Origin of the sequence: Paenibacillus oralis, assembly GCF_003863965.1 — a bacterium.
Classification (GTDB): domain Bacteria; phylum Bacillota; class Bacilli; order Paenibacillales; family Paenibacillaceae; genus Fontibacillus; species Fontibacillus oralis.
Genome location: NZ_RRCN01000002.1, coordinates 14,861 through 30,591, shown reverse-complemented (window position 1 = coordinate 30,591; position 15,731 = coordinate 14,861). Strand labels below are relative to the sequence as shown.

General features: G+C 48.8%; 15 protein-coding genes. 2 read left to right on the top strand and 13 right to left on the bottom strand.

Features of this window, described 5'->3' with window-relative positions; all coding sequences use genetic code 11:
• Window position 1 precedes the first annotated feature (1 nt).
• From EHV15_RS33820 to EHV15_RS33785, 10 genes are all read right to left on the bottom strand, one after another.
• A complete protein-coding gene (locus EHV15_RS33820) occupies window positions 2-2,602 on the bottom strand; it encodes an ATP-binding protein (RefSeq protein WP_128635700.1) in 2,601 nt (866 codons plus the stop codon).
• A 17-nt stretch (window positions 2,603-2,619) separates the two neighbouring features.
• Window positions 2,620-3,084, bottom strand: coding sequence for a hypothetical protein (locus EHV15_RS33815; RefSeq protein ID WP_127606884.1), 465 nt, complete (start codon window positions 3,082-3,084; stop codon window positions 2,620-2,622).
• Window positions 3,085-3,097: 13 nt separating this feature from the next.
• On the bottom strand, window positions 3,098-3,319 hold the full coding sequence (locus EHV15_RS33810; protein ID WP_094050836.1) for a hypothetical protein: 222 nt from the start codon (window positions 3,317-3,319) through the stop codon (window positions 3,098-3,100).
• 12 nt (window positions 3,320-3,331) lie between these two features.
• A complete protein-coding gene (locus EHV15_RS33805) occupies window positions 3,332-4,588 on the bottom strand; it encodes a conjugal transfer protein (protein WP_178076100.1) in 1,257 nt (418 codons plus the stop codon).
• Complete coding sequence (locus EHV15_RS33800; RefSeq protein WP_178076099.1) at window positions 4,581-6,959, bottom strand: TraM recognition domain-containing protein; 2,379 nt, start codon at window positions 6,957-6,959, stop codon at window positions 4,581-4,583. The genes EHV15_RS33805 and EHV15_RS33800 overlap by 8 nt, the downstream gene beginning before the upstream one ends.
• A 4-nt stretch (window positions 6,960-6,963) precedes the next feature.
• On the bottom strand, window positions 6,964-7,707 hold the full coding sequence (locus EHV15_RS36810; RefSeq protein WP_178076098.1) for a hypothetical protein: 744 nt from the start codon (window positions 7,705-7,707) through the stop codon (window positions 6,964-6,966).
• A gap of 255 nt (window positions 7,708-7,962) precedes the next feature.
• Window positions 7,963-8,400 carry a hypothetical protein gene (locus tag EHV15_RS33795; protein ID WP_127606878.1) on the bottom strand — a complete coding sequence of 146 codons (438 nt, stop codon included), beginning with the start codon at window positions 8,398-8,400 and terminating at the stop codon, window positions 7,963-7,965.
• A 269-nt stretch (window positions 8,401-8,669) separates the two neighbouring features.
• Window positions 8,670-9,893, bottom strand: coding sequence for a primase C-terminal domain-containing protein (locus tag EHV15_RS33790; protein WP_246062076.1), 1,224 nt, complete (start codon window positions 9,891-9,893; stop codon window positions 8,670-8,672).
• Window positions 9,894-10,644: 751 nt separating this feature from the next.
• Entirely contained in the window at window positions 10,645-10,746 is a 102-nt protein-coding gene (locus EHV15_RS38505; protein WP_425464496.1) for a hypothetical protein, read from the bottom strand.
• Window positions 10,724-10,948 carry a DUF6809 family protein gene (locus EHV15_RS33785; RefSeq protein WP_128635696.1) on the bottom strand — a complete coding sequence of 75 codons (225 nt, stop codon included), beginning with the start codon at window positions 10,946-10,948 and terminating at the stop codon, window positions 10,724-10,726. The genes EHV15_RS38505 and EHV15_RS33785 overlap by 23 nt, the downstream gene beginning before the upstream one ends.
• A gap of 99 nt (window positions 10,949-11,047) precedes the next feature.
• Here EHV15_RS33785 and EHV15_RS33780 point away from each other — a divergent pair, with 99 nt between their 5' ends.
• Window positions 11,048-11,284 (top strand): helix-turn-helix domain-containing protein, encoded by a 237-nt coding sequence (locus tag EHV15_RS33780; protein WP_342774098.1) that lies wholly within the window; start codon window positions 11,048-11,050, stop codon window positions 11,282-11,284.
• 77 nt (window positions 11,285-11,361) lie between these two features.
• Window positions 11,362-12,716, top strand: a protein-coding gene (locus tag EHV15_RS33775; protein WP_128635695.1) for an IS3 family transposase whose coding sequence is annotated in 2 segments (ribosomal slippage) — window positions 11,362-11,815 and window positions 11,815-12,716 — 1,356 coding nt in all. Because the reading frame shifts where the segments join, the coding sequence is not laid out codon by codon here.
• 191 nt (window positions 12,717-12,907) lie between these two features.
• Here the strand turns inward: EHV15_RS33775 and EHV15_RS33770 are convergent.
• From EHV15_RS33770 to EHV15_RS33760, 3 genes are read right to left on the bottom strand one after another with little or no spacing between them, the layout of a single operon-like run.
• Window positions 12,908-14,080 carry a replication initiator protein A gene (locus EHV15_RS33770; RefSeq protein WP_246062072.1) on the bottom strand — a complete coding sequence of 391 codons (1,173 nt, stop codon included), beginning with the start codon at window positions 14,078-14,080 and terminating at the stop codon, window positions 12,908-12,910.
• A 5-nt stretch (window positions 14,081-14,085) separates the two neighbouring features.
• Entirely contained in the window at window positions 14,086-14,910 is an 825-nt protein-coding gene (locus tag EHV15_RS33765; protein WP_128635694.1) for a hypothetical protein, read from the bottom strand.
• Complete coding sequence (locus tag EHV15_RS33760; protein WP_128635693.1) at window positions 14,882-15,691, bottom strand: ParA family protein; 810 nt, start codon at window positions 15,689-15,691, stop codon at window positions 14,882-14,884. The genes EHV15_RS33765 and EHV15_RS33760 overlap by 29 nt, the downstream gene beginning before the upstream one ends.
• Between the last annotated feature and the right edge of the window lie 40 nt (window positions 15,692-15,731).

The window sequence follows — 15,731 nt, the reverse complement described above, 5'->3', positions numbered from 1 at the left end:
CTCACACTCCCGTCCGGATGCGTTCCTGCCTTTGGCGTTCGTAGGTCCGTTCCTCTTCGGTCGCCGTGGAGCTGTCGAACGCTTCCTCGATTTCCTTATAAACCGGATGAATGCGAATCGCCGCCGTCCGGCCGTAAATGTCTTGGAACAGCGCCGTTCCCCGATCTAAACTGTTCAGGTACTCCGCATTGGCCGGAGTGTCCGGCAGATTGAAGTAACGCAACATTTCCAGCGATTCATCATATTTCTTGAGCGCAAACGAGAACTTCATCCCCATATTGGCCACGTCCTCGTCATAGTCACTGGCGTTTTGCGTCCCTTTCATTAAAGTTGTGTTGTAATGCCGCCCCATACGCGTAATAAAGTCGAGTTGGGCCTTGCCTTCTGCGGATCGCTCTACCGTTTTCGCCTCATCCTGCACCACTATTTTATGAATGTGCCGGTCCTGATTGAACATGTACTGCTTCGTAAAGGCCGCAATCGAAATCAGGATCGCTTCGGAAATCTTTTCAATCGGCCGAATTTTGCCCCGGTCCTTATCGTTTTTCGGGAGCTGCAAGTTTTGCACCATCAGCACTTGCAGCGGCTTGCTCACTTCCAGGACGCGATAGCGCTGCCCCTTTTCGCCAAACAGCAGACGCGAGATTTGCAGACGCCCCAACGTCTCCAGCGTTTCGATCAGCTCCATGCAGGATTCGCGGCGGCGCTCCGTCGTCTCTTGAGGCAAACGTGCTTTCAAATAATCCCGCAGTCCGCCCAAGCACGGGTCGTCTTGCTCTCCCTCATGCTCGATGGCTTCGGAGAGCTGCGTAAAGCCAACATCCCCCAGGTGCTTGTCGCACAGGAACGAGAGAATGTCCATTGCAATATCTTTGGCCTCGGAAGTCGAAACGCTTGTCCGGAACGGATCAAGGCAACCCGCATCGCGCTCGTCGGCTCCTAGTGTCCACACCGATATAAATTCCGGAGGAATAAACGGCAACCCCTCGGCCCAACGTTTCCGGTCGCCCTTCGGGTCTACAATCAGCGCAAGCGATCCGCTCAAGACGGACAAGTATGCGAACAGGTTGATCAAGAACGATTTGCCTTTACCGGTCATTCCGGCAATCATGACAGCTAATGAATCGACAACGTTTTGGACGCCTTCAAATGCTTTTGCGGCCAAGTCCGGCTTGATGAATACCGGCCGGTTGAGTTTAAGCGTTTGGCCGAGATAGAATCCGCGGTTGTCTCCTATATTCGTCGTGGCCGCGAACATCATTCCCGCGAGCTTCGTCGGCTCAACATATTGCAAATAGTCAGCATTGTAGCGCGGCGAAGTTGGAATGAACTCCATAAAATACGAAATCATTTCCCCATATGGCGACAGCAAGTGCATGCCGAATTGGTTCATCTCGCGTTTCAATTCGTCTACCCGGACACGCAGCTCGTCGGGGTCTTTGGCCGTCACTTTGAAAACAAACGAGCAGACATACGCCGGATAGCCTGTTTCTTGGAACCGCGCCTCCATCTGAATTGCGCCGCTCTCCGACTTGGATACCTTCAGGTCAACTTCACTGCCGCCCTTGGCCGCTTCTATTCGCTGATCTTCATAGGCCAAGCGCACATCAGAGAGTTGCTTAATAATCTGATCGTTACGCATGAAGCTTGCTTTAATCGACACCGATACCGGGAAGCGCAGCCTGTTTTGCAAATGAAGCATCCATTCTGATCCCGGATGCAAGCTGCGCGGGCTGATTTTATCGGCAACCAGGTATTGCACATAATTTTCTTCGATCTCTTCCCCAACCATCTTATAAAGCTTGAGCGTCTTTTGGTCGTACTCCTCGATTTCCGCATTTTGCAGTTCGTAGAACGCTTTGGAATTACCGCGCCGTGCCTCATGAACCCGGCCGCTATCCTCGATCCCGTTTACGTCCATACCGGTTTCATATCCTTTTCGCAGCCGGGTATCGTTATGTGTGACGCTAAAGTTCTGTTCGATTAAAAAAACCGTTTCTTCCTTCGTCAGCGCCCGTACGAGCGACGACATCGATTGGCCGAGCGTTTCCCTTAAGCCATCGGCCTGCCGCCTCCATTGCTCAATATCCCGTTTGAGGATGTCATTCGGTTCCAGGCCCACAGCTCGGTAAACGGGAGAAGTAAATCCGGCAACCAAGTCTTTTAGCGTTGTCACCGCTGCCAAACCCAAATTGCCGATTTTGCGCATTTCGTTTTTCCTCGGATCGAGCTGCACCCCAATATAGGAATGATATTCGTTGGTTTCTCGGGACGAACGCTGCGCGGCGAGCGTTCGTTTCAGACTTTGAAAATAACGAATCCCGTTTTCTTTTAGCGCATAGTCCTTGCGGCCGATCTCCTCTATCGTCTCGTCAATGATCCCGGAAACGTCTGTCAGTGACGGTATCATCAGGAAATGCAGGTCGTGTACATTTTCAACGTAGAAAGAGAGCTGCCGATTGTACGGATGGATCTTCTGCATCGTGTCTCGAAAATCGTAGCCGAACCCTTCCACTTGATAATAGGCCCATACGCTGCCGTCCCTGCCAAACGCCAAATTGCCTTCAATATGACGCACCGGAAAGTCCGTAAATACCTTCATGCACATTCACCCGCCTTTCAATCGTCTACTGTAAAGTAGCCTCGAAATTGATAGCTCGGATTGGGCTTTTTCTTGGCGACGGGAAAGTCCTTGGCGGCCAATTGGCCGCCGAACCCATATGACTTGGATTGCTCCAGCTCCTTGCCTTTGTAGTAGGTCACGCGTTTTCCTTTACGCCAGTGGTAAGCAGCAGCGCTTTTTAGAAATTTGATCGGAGGCCGATTCTCCGTCCCTACATCCATAAGCAGATACGTTGCTGCAAACGGCAAAGCAAACAGGATCGATTCCGGAAGCAGCCGCAAGGGGAAATTCAGAACCGGAATCCAATACCACACGAACTCAATTGCAGAAAACGACAACCAGTATAAAACGGCCTTAATTTTAATCTCTCGGCCAAACTTCAAGCCCGCAAACTGATACAGCCTGCGTTCAAACTTCAAAAAATCGTTTAAAGCCCACAGTTCTTTTCGCTGTTGTTCCATCGCTGGCCCTCCTTCACTTTTTCAGGCCGATCTTCTCGGTGAAGAACTCGGAAATGTTGCCAAGTATCGTCGGATTTTTGACGACGGCATACCCAATGATCAAAATGACAAGTGTACCAACCGCCCCGATGAAATGTCGCCGGAACGCCAGGACAACAATGAAAATAATGCCGCCAAACAGAATAAGATACCCGCCTTGCTCGGAAGCCCAATCCAGTAGTCCCTTGAAGTCCATAGCCGATCCCTCCTATTTTTCGTCCATTTTGGTTACGATATATCGGCCTTCCTTTTCGGTTACGGTCAGCCGGTAGTTGGTCATAAAACGATCTTTGGAAACCGGGTCTTCGTAGGTTACGCTGCACAGCACGATATACGTTCGCGTAACCGGCGTTGCCGTTGCCGCGCCAGTCACTTCACCGGACGCAGGGGAGGCCGCTGTTCCGGCTTGCTGCGATCCGTTCGCTTCCGTTTCCTTCGGAGCAGCGTCGGCCGGTTTTGTCTGACTCTCGCCCGATTGATAAATCTCGGTCGACGTAACACTGACAAAATGTAAGGCTCCATTTAACCCGTTTTGATGCTCCGGATCAGACAACAAATAGCCTAGCTTGTCCTTCGGATCGGCGGCAAAGGAGCTAAAAAACGTAGTCAGGAAATTGCGGATGTTTTCTTTGATTTCATACGGTTCATCCGCGGCTCGCAACCCCTTGGCCCGATCATCTGCCTCCATCGTCGTTTGCCGATCAATGTACGTGAATTTCGGCAAGTCGTAGATGCCGTAATTTTTGTCGTAACCAACCGGCACGACAAAAAATTTGCTGACTTCTTTTGGCTCGTATTGAATCGTCTTCGTTGGAGGCTGCGCCGTGTTTTCCGGTGGGGGAGTTTGTCCGTCTTGGGCCGTACCCCCATTTGCAGCATCCGTTCCGGACGGTGGCGACGCCGGGGGCTGCTCAACTTCTTTCGGCAGACCAAGCTTATAGAACACTTCCAAGGTCACATACGCCCGGTTCGGCCCCATTTCTTTAATGTGCTTGATTTCGGCCTTCAGGAAGGTCGAAGTTGTTTTCAGGCCGGAGGTTTGTAGTCCAGCTTGCGGATCAAGCCCTTTCGCCAGAAACGGAGTCAGACGCTTTTTCCGGTCTTGAGTCGCCTCGTCGCCAGGCTTCCACGTAAAATACTCCTTGGCAAAATTTTCGGCATATTGGACGGCCGTCGTTGTCGTGGCCGGGTTTAGCGTCAGCTCGGCTCCTTCATTTCGCGTTTGGGCGTCTGCCGGATCGTTCGGTTGAATGGCCGAGAAAAACACAACCAGGAACATAAAGGCAAAGGCGAGCCAAAATGCGGCAGCTCCAATTTTCCGCGTCATATAGCCGCGCGGCCGGTAAGCCCGCCGCTTCTCGGGCTTCTCCTTACGCATCCAACTTTTGAATTGTCGAAGGATCGCTCCTTTTTCCCGCTGCGGCGCATCAGACGCCGCTTTCAGTTTGGCTAAACTTTTAGGCATACTGCTGCTCCTTTCTCGCAGGAATGCCGGTTGTATCCAGCGCATTTCGCACGTAAACGCGGGCTACATACGGCTCCCCGTTTTTCTCAATGGTCTTCCGTGCTAAAAATACCTCGCCGGTCGCTAGCGTCTTGATTTCGTCCGGATGCGCCCGGAACCGCTGCACACTACGAACCGTCCCCATTTCCGATTCCATCCGAAGCTTGACGGCTGTTTTCTGGACTTGCTTTGTAATGTCACCGTCCTCATAGGTGCCGAGCGTGGCGGCAAGCGTGGACGCATCCTCACTTTCGTTGACGCGACCGACGAAATACGTATTACAGTTGTTGATGATCTGCCGCGTCAACACCGGATCAACGGCGTCGATGTCAGATAAGCCCTGCACCGATATAAGACATTCAAACCCAGCCGACCGGCTCTTGTTGATCACGTCTACAACCTCATGGGAGACATAGGCCGAAAATTCGTCATAGACGGACATGATCGACTTTTTGCCTTCCTTCTGCCGGTAATCGACAAGCGTGTTCACTTCGGATATAACAAGCCGCCCGAGTGTCTTGATATAGTCCCGGTACTTGTTCCCGGATAGCGAGAAAATAGCAACCTCGTCCCGATCCGTAATTTCTTTCAAGTCAATTCCTTCGCCGGTTTCCTCGAACAATGGCCCAAGATCACTTTCCATCAGTTCTGCGAGCTGATTGCGCAAACTGGTGAGCGTCCCGAACGGAATACCCGTGCTTTCCTCTTCGTCGTCTATGCCAAAAAAACGCTCACGGTAATATTCCACTCTGGCCCGCCGCGCCTCGTCCCAAACCAATCGACGCGCGGCCGCAGGTTCTTCCTGTTCTGTTTCTTCTTCCATACCGGTAAATAAAGCGCTTGCTTTGGCCGGTTGCACATGAACGGTATCGCGCGGCGGCTCCCCTTCTTCCTCCGATTCGGAAACAGGCTCCTCCTGCAACGATTCTTCCGCCAATGGATCTCCTTCACGCACATATTCCGCTTCCGGCTCCATATCGAGAGCGACTGATACAGGCGCCGGTTCTAAACCCTCAAATAATGAGGCAGCCGATTCCCGCACGTTCGTTGGCGCTACATTTGGTTCCCCAACGGTCTGCCCTTGTAGCAAAGCATCGATTTCCTCTAATGACAAAGCTGTTTTCGGCTCTTGTTCATGCTCTTCCAAAATCGGCTTCGCATTTGGTACGTCTTCAATCGCCGTCACTTCTGCTGTTGTTACTTCATGTTCATCTTCGTATGTGATATTGGGTTCGTCGTGATGGGGGACGGCTTTTTCATTGCCTTCGTCAGTTACGAAAACTTCCGTTTTGGCCAATTCTAATTGCCGGTTCAACACAGCCGCAACCTTAGATGGATAGGTGAGGTCATACAAATTTTTTAGATCGATCGTCAAATCAAATTCTTTCATCATTTTGAGAACAAGCTGCAAAAATCGGGAGCAATTGAGCTTGTAGTACGGCTCGGACCATTCAAACAAATTCATAATTTTGTCCCGGAGCTGCGTCGCGGAACCATGTCGCAAAAAGTTAAAACTAATCTCGTCCACATCCGTAAACATATGGACGCGCTTGCCGTACCGTTCGCAAAGTTCCTTAAACTCCAACATCGATGCCCGTTCGCCCTTGCCGTCCATAAATACAACCGGCTTGTCCTGGCGTATAGCATTTTCAACCATCGTCCCGATAATGACGGTCTTCCCGCCTCCGGTCGTCGCTACCGCAAACACATGCTGATTCGGCTCATGAGGCTCTAGCGCAACGCGCTCTTGAAACTCGTCGTAGCCGATAAAATTTTCTTTCGAGTTCGATTTCCGGAATTTGAGCTGCGCCTTCTGCACCAATTTAAACCGCTTGGCCCGGAAATACCGATAGCTTCCCGAAGAGCGTTTTTTCCGCAGCGCATCGTATTTCGTTTTCACAATTTTGCTTCGGTAATAGTCAATAAACGGGTGCGCTGCCCCTGCCAAAAGATTGCCGAAAATGAAGGCGGACGCATAGCTAAAACTGGTTATCCGGAAAGGTTCGTTCCCATGTAAATACTGTTCGGCCGCTTCCGTGAGAATGGGTATGTTCAGAATCGACAAAAAGCCCAGGATCGACGCCCACTCCCCTGCGCCGTGTAGCACAAATAGACCGATGCAGCTCACCGGCATGATCGCGTACAATATCCAAGGTTTCTTTATTACGAACACAAACAGGCCATAAAGTACCGCCGCCATAAGCACGGCTGGAAGCCCCACAATAAGCAGGACGAATGCCAGTGCCGCTATGACGATATAGCCAACCGTTGTTGCACCTTCGCTCTCCCGTTGTTGGGGAAGCAATAATTCCTCCTCGCTCCGACGAGCCATTGGTTCACTCTCCCACAACCTCCGCAGGTAGCGACCGTACTTGAATCTGCTGAAACACGTTTTTTCCGGATTGAGTTTGCGCCGGGCGTCCGACAGATCGCCATTCCTGCGCCACATGCTCAATCGCTCGTTTGAGGGCATTCCCTATCGTTTGGTTCGGGACAAAATACCACACATCGGTATACTTTCCTGCAACCAGCTCGGCTGCATAGCGATGCATCTTTTTTTGCAAACGGCCGTTCGATTTGGTATGCAATTCGGCCTCGACTGCAATCGTAAACCCCGGAAGCAGCAGCACTACATCCGGCAATGTATCCCGAATTTTGTTCCATTTTTGAAGCATTTCCTGCTTGCCCTCGGTATCTTCCAGCAGCTCAAAACGGTATTCCCGCTCGGTCTTGTAATCAAAACCTTCAGCCTTCACCGACGCCTTCAGATGCAGGATAAGATCATTGATGATGAGGTCGTGTTCGGCCGTGTACAATGACGTATCGTTCGCAACCGTAACCGGATAGTCCAAGTAATCCCTCGCCTCACGTTTCGGAAAGTACACATTCAGACGCAGCGTTAATTTCTTCTTCCACACAAGTCCCGCCGCTTCCAATTTCCGAAGTCGCCTGTATACGTTGTGTAGCGAAGTTTCACCGGTGTACCGCAAAATTTGTTGAGACGTAACAATTCCCTGCTTCAACACAAAACGTAAAATCTCAAGGTCTTTCTCCTTGAAATCCGAGTATTTCGTTAACATGAAACGACTCCCTCCATGCTACCGTTTCTAGCGTCACACCACGCTCCCCGCTATCAATATCAAAGCTCCGAAGCCCGCTCACATCCGTCCGTGTGCCTCCTGGGAACCCGCTGCTCAAGGTACAACTAGACTTGCAACTAACTATGCAACAAAAATCGTCAGCGGAAAGCCGCTATTCTTCATTTGATCTCCCTTCAGAATACATCCTGAATCAGCCTACAAACTTCCCCGATCAGCTCCCCACAGCATCATTGATTAGGCATTCAAACTTTGATCACGGTATGCGACAGCATACCAACCATCTTCCCTAAACAGCTCACAATGATTGGCATCCATGAAATTGCCCACAGGGTTATTCTTCCTCGAACAACTTTCAAGGTTTTGACTTTGCTTCTCTGAATTACCCACAAAGATTTTGCTTTTGATCTTGATTTTGATCTTATCTTTCGACTTTGAACTTAAATCCCTTTCTCCCCCGAATCCCTCCTTCCTCACATATCCTGTATCCTCTCCTGCATTTAAAAAGTCTCTCCCCTCACCCAAAGTATCTGCGTTCTGGTACCGCTCGTTTTCCCGACCCCAGCCTCGGACGTTGTGAGGGTGGGGTCGGGAAATGCCTTCGAGCGGTACCAGAACGCCTGCACGCAGCAACAGCAAGGGTTTTCCCAGCAGAAGAATAACAACTAAAACCATACACCATGTACATGCTAGTTAACGCCTTAGTTAGACACTCATGGTCTAGGAGAGTTAACAGAGAGGATATACGCGGAGTATATCACTACCGTACACAGGATGGAATAAATTAGGGGGAAAATGGATAATATCTCCTAGTCAAGTTAGGAGGAAAGAACTGACAGAAAACAGCAGTCCCAGAAAAAAAGCGGCCTCCCGCGCCTCCGCTGGGGCTACGTCCCCCAACCCTAGAACCATACAATATCGCGACCCAAAAGAAAGAGAATCAATCAACCAGGCGGACCCCAAGACGAAACCAAGAAAGAAAGCCCTCCACGAATACGATCCCCCGGAGAGCGCGGCAGAACCCCACCCGCCACCCCAACTAGGGTAAGTGTGTTGGAATCGGGTACATTTTTAACCGGTGTTATAACTGGCACTTCTGGAGCCGGTTCGGGACTTGAAACCAGTCTTAACGTAGTTGCCGCTCCGCGCCCTTTACCATGTACCTCCACGGTAATTCTGCCGGACTCCACCATCAGGGCGACAACTGCCTGATAAGTAGATAGCGACATGCCGAAATAAGACGCAAGCTTGCGCTGCGCATCCGTAATAGACCGATCCGGAAGCTGCTGCAAAACACGCTCCACATCTTCGGCCCACTCGCTATAATGACTCGTTTTTCGTTCGCCTCTTGGCTTGGCCGTCTCCCATACTTCATAGGAAAATGGTACGCCGGAAAGGTAGGTGATCCACTCCCCGGTAGGCCCGGCCGGAGCATCCCCCTTGTAGGCGCTCTTAACTTTCCGCGATACAATACGTTGCGGCATTGGCTCGTCCAATCGTGTGTTCCATTCCTGCAATTCCGCCTCGGCATCCTCCATACTATAGCCTTCTCGCTTGAAAGCCAGGGCAAGAGTATAGCACGTATTATCCCGTTTCCCGACTTCTACGCCCGCTAGAAGCGTTTTCACGGCCGGATGGTCCAATAATCCCTTCTGGACAATAGAGCCGCGTTTAGCCTCTTGTATGGCGTCCTGGTTGATACTCTCCCAATCCAACAGCTCTGCGAACGATACGCGTTGCTCGGACGCATAAACAAGCGTTTCCGGAGTCGGCAAACGGAACCAACGTTCGGCCCCAATCGCCTGCCGATCCCCTCCGATGGCTACTGCAATGGCCGTCTGAATGCGTCGGTAGGTCTGGATCGCATTCGTGTATGCCTTACGCGGTGCATTGAGAAGAAAGTAAACATGATACCCCCCTGACGGAGTACGGACTATCATCGTTGGGCATGGCAAACCGGCGCTTGAGATCCGTTCCAGGAGATCGGACAGACAAAGCCCTGCATTGGGATTGTCCGCTCCCTTTACGTCCACATCAATGACAAGCGCATTTAAGTACCGGAGCGTCGCTTCCTCGCGTCGATCATTCCGGTAAAAAGTATTCGGCGTATAGTATGTATGTTGGCCACTCATGGCCAACAGCGTTTGATAGGTTCGGCATGCTTTCATGTTTCGGCAATCGGAGCTGACAAATACCCATCCTAGCGTTTTCGCTCGGCCGGTTGCTTCCGTTGGGAAGCGCTTGGGCGTCTCGGTGAGCTGATTGCCAAATAGCAGTCGAAATGCCTCTTGCGTCCCGACAGCGGCCGGGCGCACAGCAATTGCAGGCAGCATAAAAAAACTCCCTCGTTTCGCACCACGCCTCAAAAAAGGCAATAGGAAAGAGAGAGTAGGTTCTTCACTTTTTTTCGCAGATAGAGTATAATATCCCTATAAAATGCGTATAAAAGTAGAAGCTCTCACTCTTGGGGCACTTTTTGAATGCCGGTCGGCAAACTAGTCATTCAAAAAGTGTGAGGTGTGGGCTTTTATTTTTTTCTTATGTAATTGGAGCATTTCCAGTAATTCTCTGAATCTATCCCTACTATACGACACGATATTTAATTTTGGCAAATTGCGCCGTTTTCAATTTTCCGTAGTAAAACGGATGTTTTGAATCTCATTTCCGTAGTAAAACGGATGATTTCAATTCAATTTCCGTAGTAAAACGGATGTTTCGGCCTTTTTCGCCCGTATTCGACAAAGTGTTTTCATCAAAATCACGATTTTTTATTTTTTTTTGCTCATTTTCCGTAGTAAAACGGATGTTTTGGTTTTTTTTCCGTAGTAAAACGGATGATTTGCTGATTTTCCGTAGTTAAACGGATGTTTTGCCCGCTCCTGCCCCCAAAAAATTTTCTCGCCCAGGCTTCCGCGCCTCTCATTTTCCCTCCTTCAACATATCTTTCCGACCAGCTAGCGCTTCCACCATAAGAGAAACGCCGAGCTGAAAGCCGTACTCAAATGATGCAGCCAGGTCCATTTCTCCGGCTTGAGCGCGAAGGTTCAGCAAATCCTCCAACTCCTAACTCCTTATACTCCGATTCGTCCAACCGCTTCCGCCAAACGCCCATGGCTTCCGTAATCTGCCGGTTGACGGGCCGATATGCCGTCTCTTTCGATACGATCTGCTCAATCGGGCATAGCTCTCCGTTATACAGCTTCTGCAACAAGGTTTTCATCATGTTTCCCGTCCCTTCCCTTCGCTCTGTACGGAAACTTTATGCGAAAACCGCATAAATGTCAATATGCGGTTTTCGCATAGCTTACTATGAGCTTGGGTGATGGAAATGTACGCAAGAATTAAAGAACTGAGAGAAGATAACGACTGGACACAGCAATATGTAGCCAAGGTTCTTAAGGTCAATCAGACCACGTATTCTCGATACGAAACGGGAGAGCTGGATTTACCATCCGCTTCAATAATCAAATTGGCCGACTTGTACCAGACCAGTACGGACTACCTTCTCGGCCGCACAGATCAGAAAAAGCCGTATCCTTCCAAAAAGGCAAATACATGACCGAAATAAAAAGCCGCGCATTCTGAACTGCACCCCAATTGTTAGACACATCTAACAGTTGGAGGTGCAGTTTTTTTATGACTAAATTTACTAAGGATAGCAAGTTGGCATTAATTCAAGGGTATGACTCTGATCTTCTATCTCAGACCGAATACGCAAATCAAATGGGCGTTACCAAGTCTCAACTCCAATATTGGTTGAAGCTCTATGAGATGCATGGTGAGACTGCCTTTACTAACGGCTATACAAATTATCCGGCAAGCTTTAAACTGGACGTACTCAATCATATGGCTCAATCACACGCTTCTCTCATGGATACCGCTGCTTTGTTTAAGCTTCCGGACTTCTCCATGCTGTATTCCTGGCAGAGAAAGATGGAGACAGGCGGTTTAGAAGCCCTTGAGCCAAAAAAGAAGGGGCGTCCATCCATGAAGAAAAATCCCAATTCACCTTCAAAACGATCCGCAGTTGAAGGGTCTGTCGAAGCACTTGAAGAACGTATCAAGCAGCTTGAAATGGAAAATGAGTATCTAAAAAAGTTGAATGCCTTAGTTCGAAACAAGGAAAAATCACCAAACAAGACAAAGCCCAAGTCGTCTGGGAACTGAGGCATAAATATCCGGTGATGGCACTCGTACGGCTGGCTGGTATCCCGCGCAGCACCTATTACAACCTTATAGCACGTATGAATCAACCCGATTCAAATGCTGATTTGGAGGCTGAGATCCAGTCCATTTACGCGGAACATGAGGGTCGTTACGGATATCGCCGTATTCGAGATGAGCTGGCAATCCGTGGATGGAAAGTGAACCATAAGAAGGTTCAGCGGCTCATGAAGAAGATGGGGCTTAAATGCCTGGTCCGCATGAAAAAGTATAAGTCGTATAAAGGGACAGTCGGTAAGACCGCACCGAATCATCTGGATCGCCAGTTCACGGCAGAGGCGCCAAATGAGAAATGGGTGACGGACATCACGGAGTTTAAGTTATTTGGGGAAAAGCTGTATCTATCGCCCATTTTGGACCTGTTCAACGGGGAGATTATCACCTATACCATAGGTTCACGACCAACATATGCTCTGGTATCCGAGATGCTGGATGCAGGACTGAAGCGTCTGCCGGAAGAGCACCATCTTCTTCTTCATTCAGATCAAGGATGGCATTACCAAATGAAACCGTATCGCCATGCACTTAAGTCGAGAGGCATTCTCCAAAGCATGTCACGAAAAGGGAATTGTTACGACAACGCCGTCATAGAGAATTTCTTCGGCATTCTCAAGTCGGAGTTTCTGTACTACAAAGAGTTTGAAAATGTGGAACATTTTAAGATAGAACTGAAAAAATATATGGAATACTACAATACCAAACGGTTGAAGGCAAAAACAAAAATGAGCCCGGTACAGTACCGAACTCATTTTGAAAAAGCTGCCTGATGAAATAACCGTGTCTAACTTTTGGGGGTCACTTCATTCCTGTGAAGGAGCGTGGCTTTTTATTTCGGTATTATTCGCTTTTTTTGTCGTAGCTCGCCCCGGCCAAGTCAGATCGGGGCGAGCTGCAGGAGACATTCAACCTTCAAGTCCGAACATTCAATTGCTGCCTATGGATCGATCGTTCGATTTCGTTATGCATTAAAGAGATCCAATTGAACCGGCTCGTTCAGTTCCCGGACCGAACGGACCGGAGCGTTTAAGAACACCGGATTTTTCGTCACGGTCAAAAAGCGTCCCAACAGCCCTTGTTTCTTTCCCGAAAATTCAAAGTGGTCGATGAAGCCTACAGTTTGCAATTCCTCGCAAGCTTGTTTGATGCGCTCCACGATTTTATAAACCGGCATAATCGGTTCGCGATCATCATCCAGAAAGTGAAAATGTCCGGCTAACGTTGACAGCTCTAGCGTCACAGCCGGTTCATCCGGGTAGGAGGATACGAGCCAATATAACCCCTGCGCCAGATAGGACTTCAGATCGTTCATGAGAATGAGCGATACATCAAACAGGTTCCCTTCTCTGTTCGCCTCGACCAACCATTCCGGAAGCTTGATTTCAAACTTGTACTGATAATGGCTTGGTGTTCCCACCTTACGCCGGAATACAATTTGGTCAATCAAGCGCGTCAAGGCGATCTCCTCGTATTCGGCGTTCTTGGAGCGCTGATACTGGGTAAGCGTCACTTCGATGTTCCACAAGCGCGTAAGGGCTTCTTGAACGCGCTTGTAGTTGGCTGCACCATCCGTCAAGCCCAATTCGGCCAGGATATCTGCATATTTTAACTCAATTGTGGGTTGTCCGTTTACGTTTTTCTTAAACCACAGAGATTGAATGGCCCCCATCACGCGAGCCTCATATGTCGTTAGCACTTCCCCTGTTGTTTGCTTGATATACACATTTCGGACACCATGAACAGTTGTCGGGGCTTGTCCGTTCCCTCCGTTCGGATTGGCCGAGAATAGGGCGTGTTGGGCAATGTTCGTATTAAATGGGACTACTTCACGCAAATAATCGACCGATTTGACGCGGAGCGCCCGTTCGAGAATATCATTTTTCGCCTTTAACAGTAACCGGTCGTTTCCGCCTTCCAACTGCTGTGACTTTAACGTTTCCCCCCATTGATTCGCATACATAAAAAGGGCTTTGACGGATACGCGCTGTACAAGTGCCGCGCTTAGTTGTTCGATCATTTCTTGATGAATACTCGCAGCTTTCAAGGGGTCGGCATGGCGTTGAGTCTTGCCGATAAACTCATGGGTCATTTCATTGAGCTGTGTATCCACTTCGCGCAGGGCGTCCATATCCATCGCACTCACCGCCCGCCTGATTTCTCGATGTTGTTAAGCTCTTTTTCAAGCACGTAATTGATAAAGCGCATCTTAAAGCCCTTTTTCTGCCCTGCTGCCAGCTTGTTGAAGCGTTCGAGCAAATCATTGCGGATTAAATACGTGTCACGTGTATGGGTATCCTCAACACGCGGCGGTTTTCTTTCTTCGGCGTAAATACTTAAAAAGCTCTCACGCTTTGATTGTTCAGATTCACTGTTTAGTTTTACTGCTTCGTTTAATTGTTCAGATTCACTGTTCAGCTTTACAGCTCGGTTTAATTGTTCAGATTCGCTATTCAGTTTTACTGCTTCGTTTAATTGCTCAGATTCGCTATTCAGTTTTACTGCTTCGCTTAATTGTTCAGATTCGCTATTCAGTTTTACTGCTTCGTTTGTTTGTTCAGATTCACTGCTCAGTTTTATTGCTTCGTTCGATTGTTCATATTCACTCTTCAGTTTTACTTCGTTTGTTTGTTCATATTTACTGTTCAGTTTTATTGCTTCGTTCGATTGTTCAGTTTCACTGTTCAATTTTACTGCTTCGTTCGATTGTTCATATTCACTCTTCAGTTTTACCGCTTCGTTTGTTTGTTCATATTTACTGTTCAGTTTTATTGCTTCGTTCGATTGTTTAGTTTCACTGTTCAATTTTACTGCTTCGTTCGATTGTTCAGGCTCGCTATTCAGTTTTACTGCTTCATTTGATATCTGTTCCACTTCACTGTTTCTATGTTCTGTTCCATTTAACTGTTCAGTTTTTTTTGAGGAAAATGTATCAAAATCAGCCAACGCTTTGCGCTGTCTTGCCATGCGTCAATACCTCCTCCAAAATATCATAATAAGATTTTACGAGATGGTTTCCAGGATCGGCCAGAACAGCCGGTTGTCCTTCGTAGGCAGTAGCATTCGCGAAACGGATCGATTTGGATATGACGGTTTCGTACATATGTAAACCATGTTCAAGGCAATATTTCCGAGCCTTTGGCAGCATTTCTGAATGCAGTATAGTCCGAGAATCAACCTTCATCGCTACAATACCATCAATGACCAGTTCAGGCCGATGCTTTTGTTGAAAATCTTCAACAACTTCGATGACTTGAATAATACCCGCAACGGCAAACGTTTCTGGTTCAAACGGTATAATGACGCGATCCGCAGCAGCAAATACATTTCCGGCAATCAAACCCATATCCGGCGGCGTGTCGATGAATATAAAATCGTATTGATCCCGAATGGCATCTAACGGGCCTTTCAGCAAATATAGCGGACGCCGGTACGTCTCCACGTCAGCCAGCACATCAAATACGAGAGTGGCCATATCCTTGTTGGCCGGTACAAGATCAAGCCGATCCATTAAAGGCACCTTTACGGCCTCCATCGATACACCATCCACGAGCACATCGTAAATGGTTTCCTCGAAATGAGCAGGAACCTTCCCGAAAGCCATGGAAGCATTGCCTTGCGGATCGGTATCGATGATAAGTACCCGCGCCTTGGGCTGTTTCGTAACAATGGCCGTCGCAATATTGGTGACAAAACTGGTCTTCCCAACCCCGCCCTTGTTGGCGGAAACTGCGTAGACAATCGCCATACTTTCAACCTTCTTTCATGTAATAGTTTTCTTATTCAGA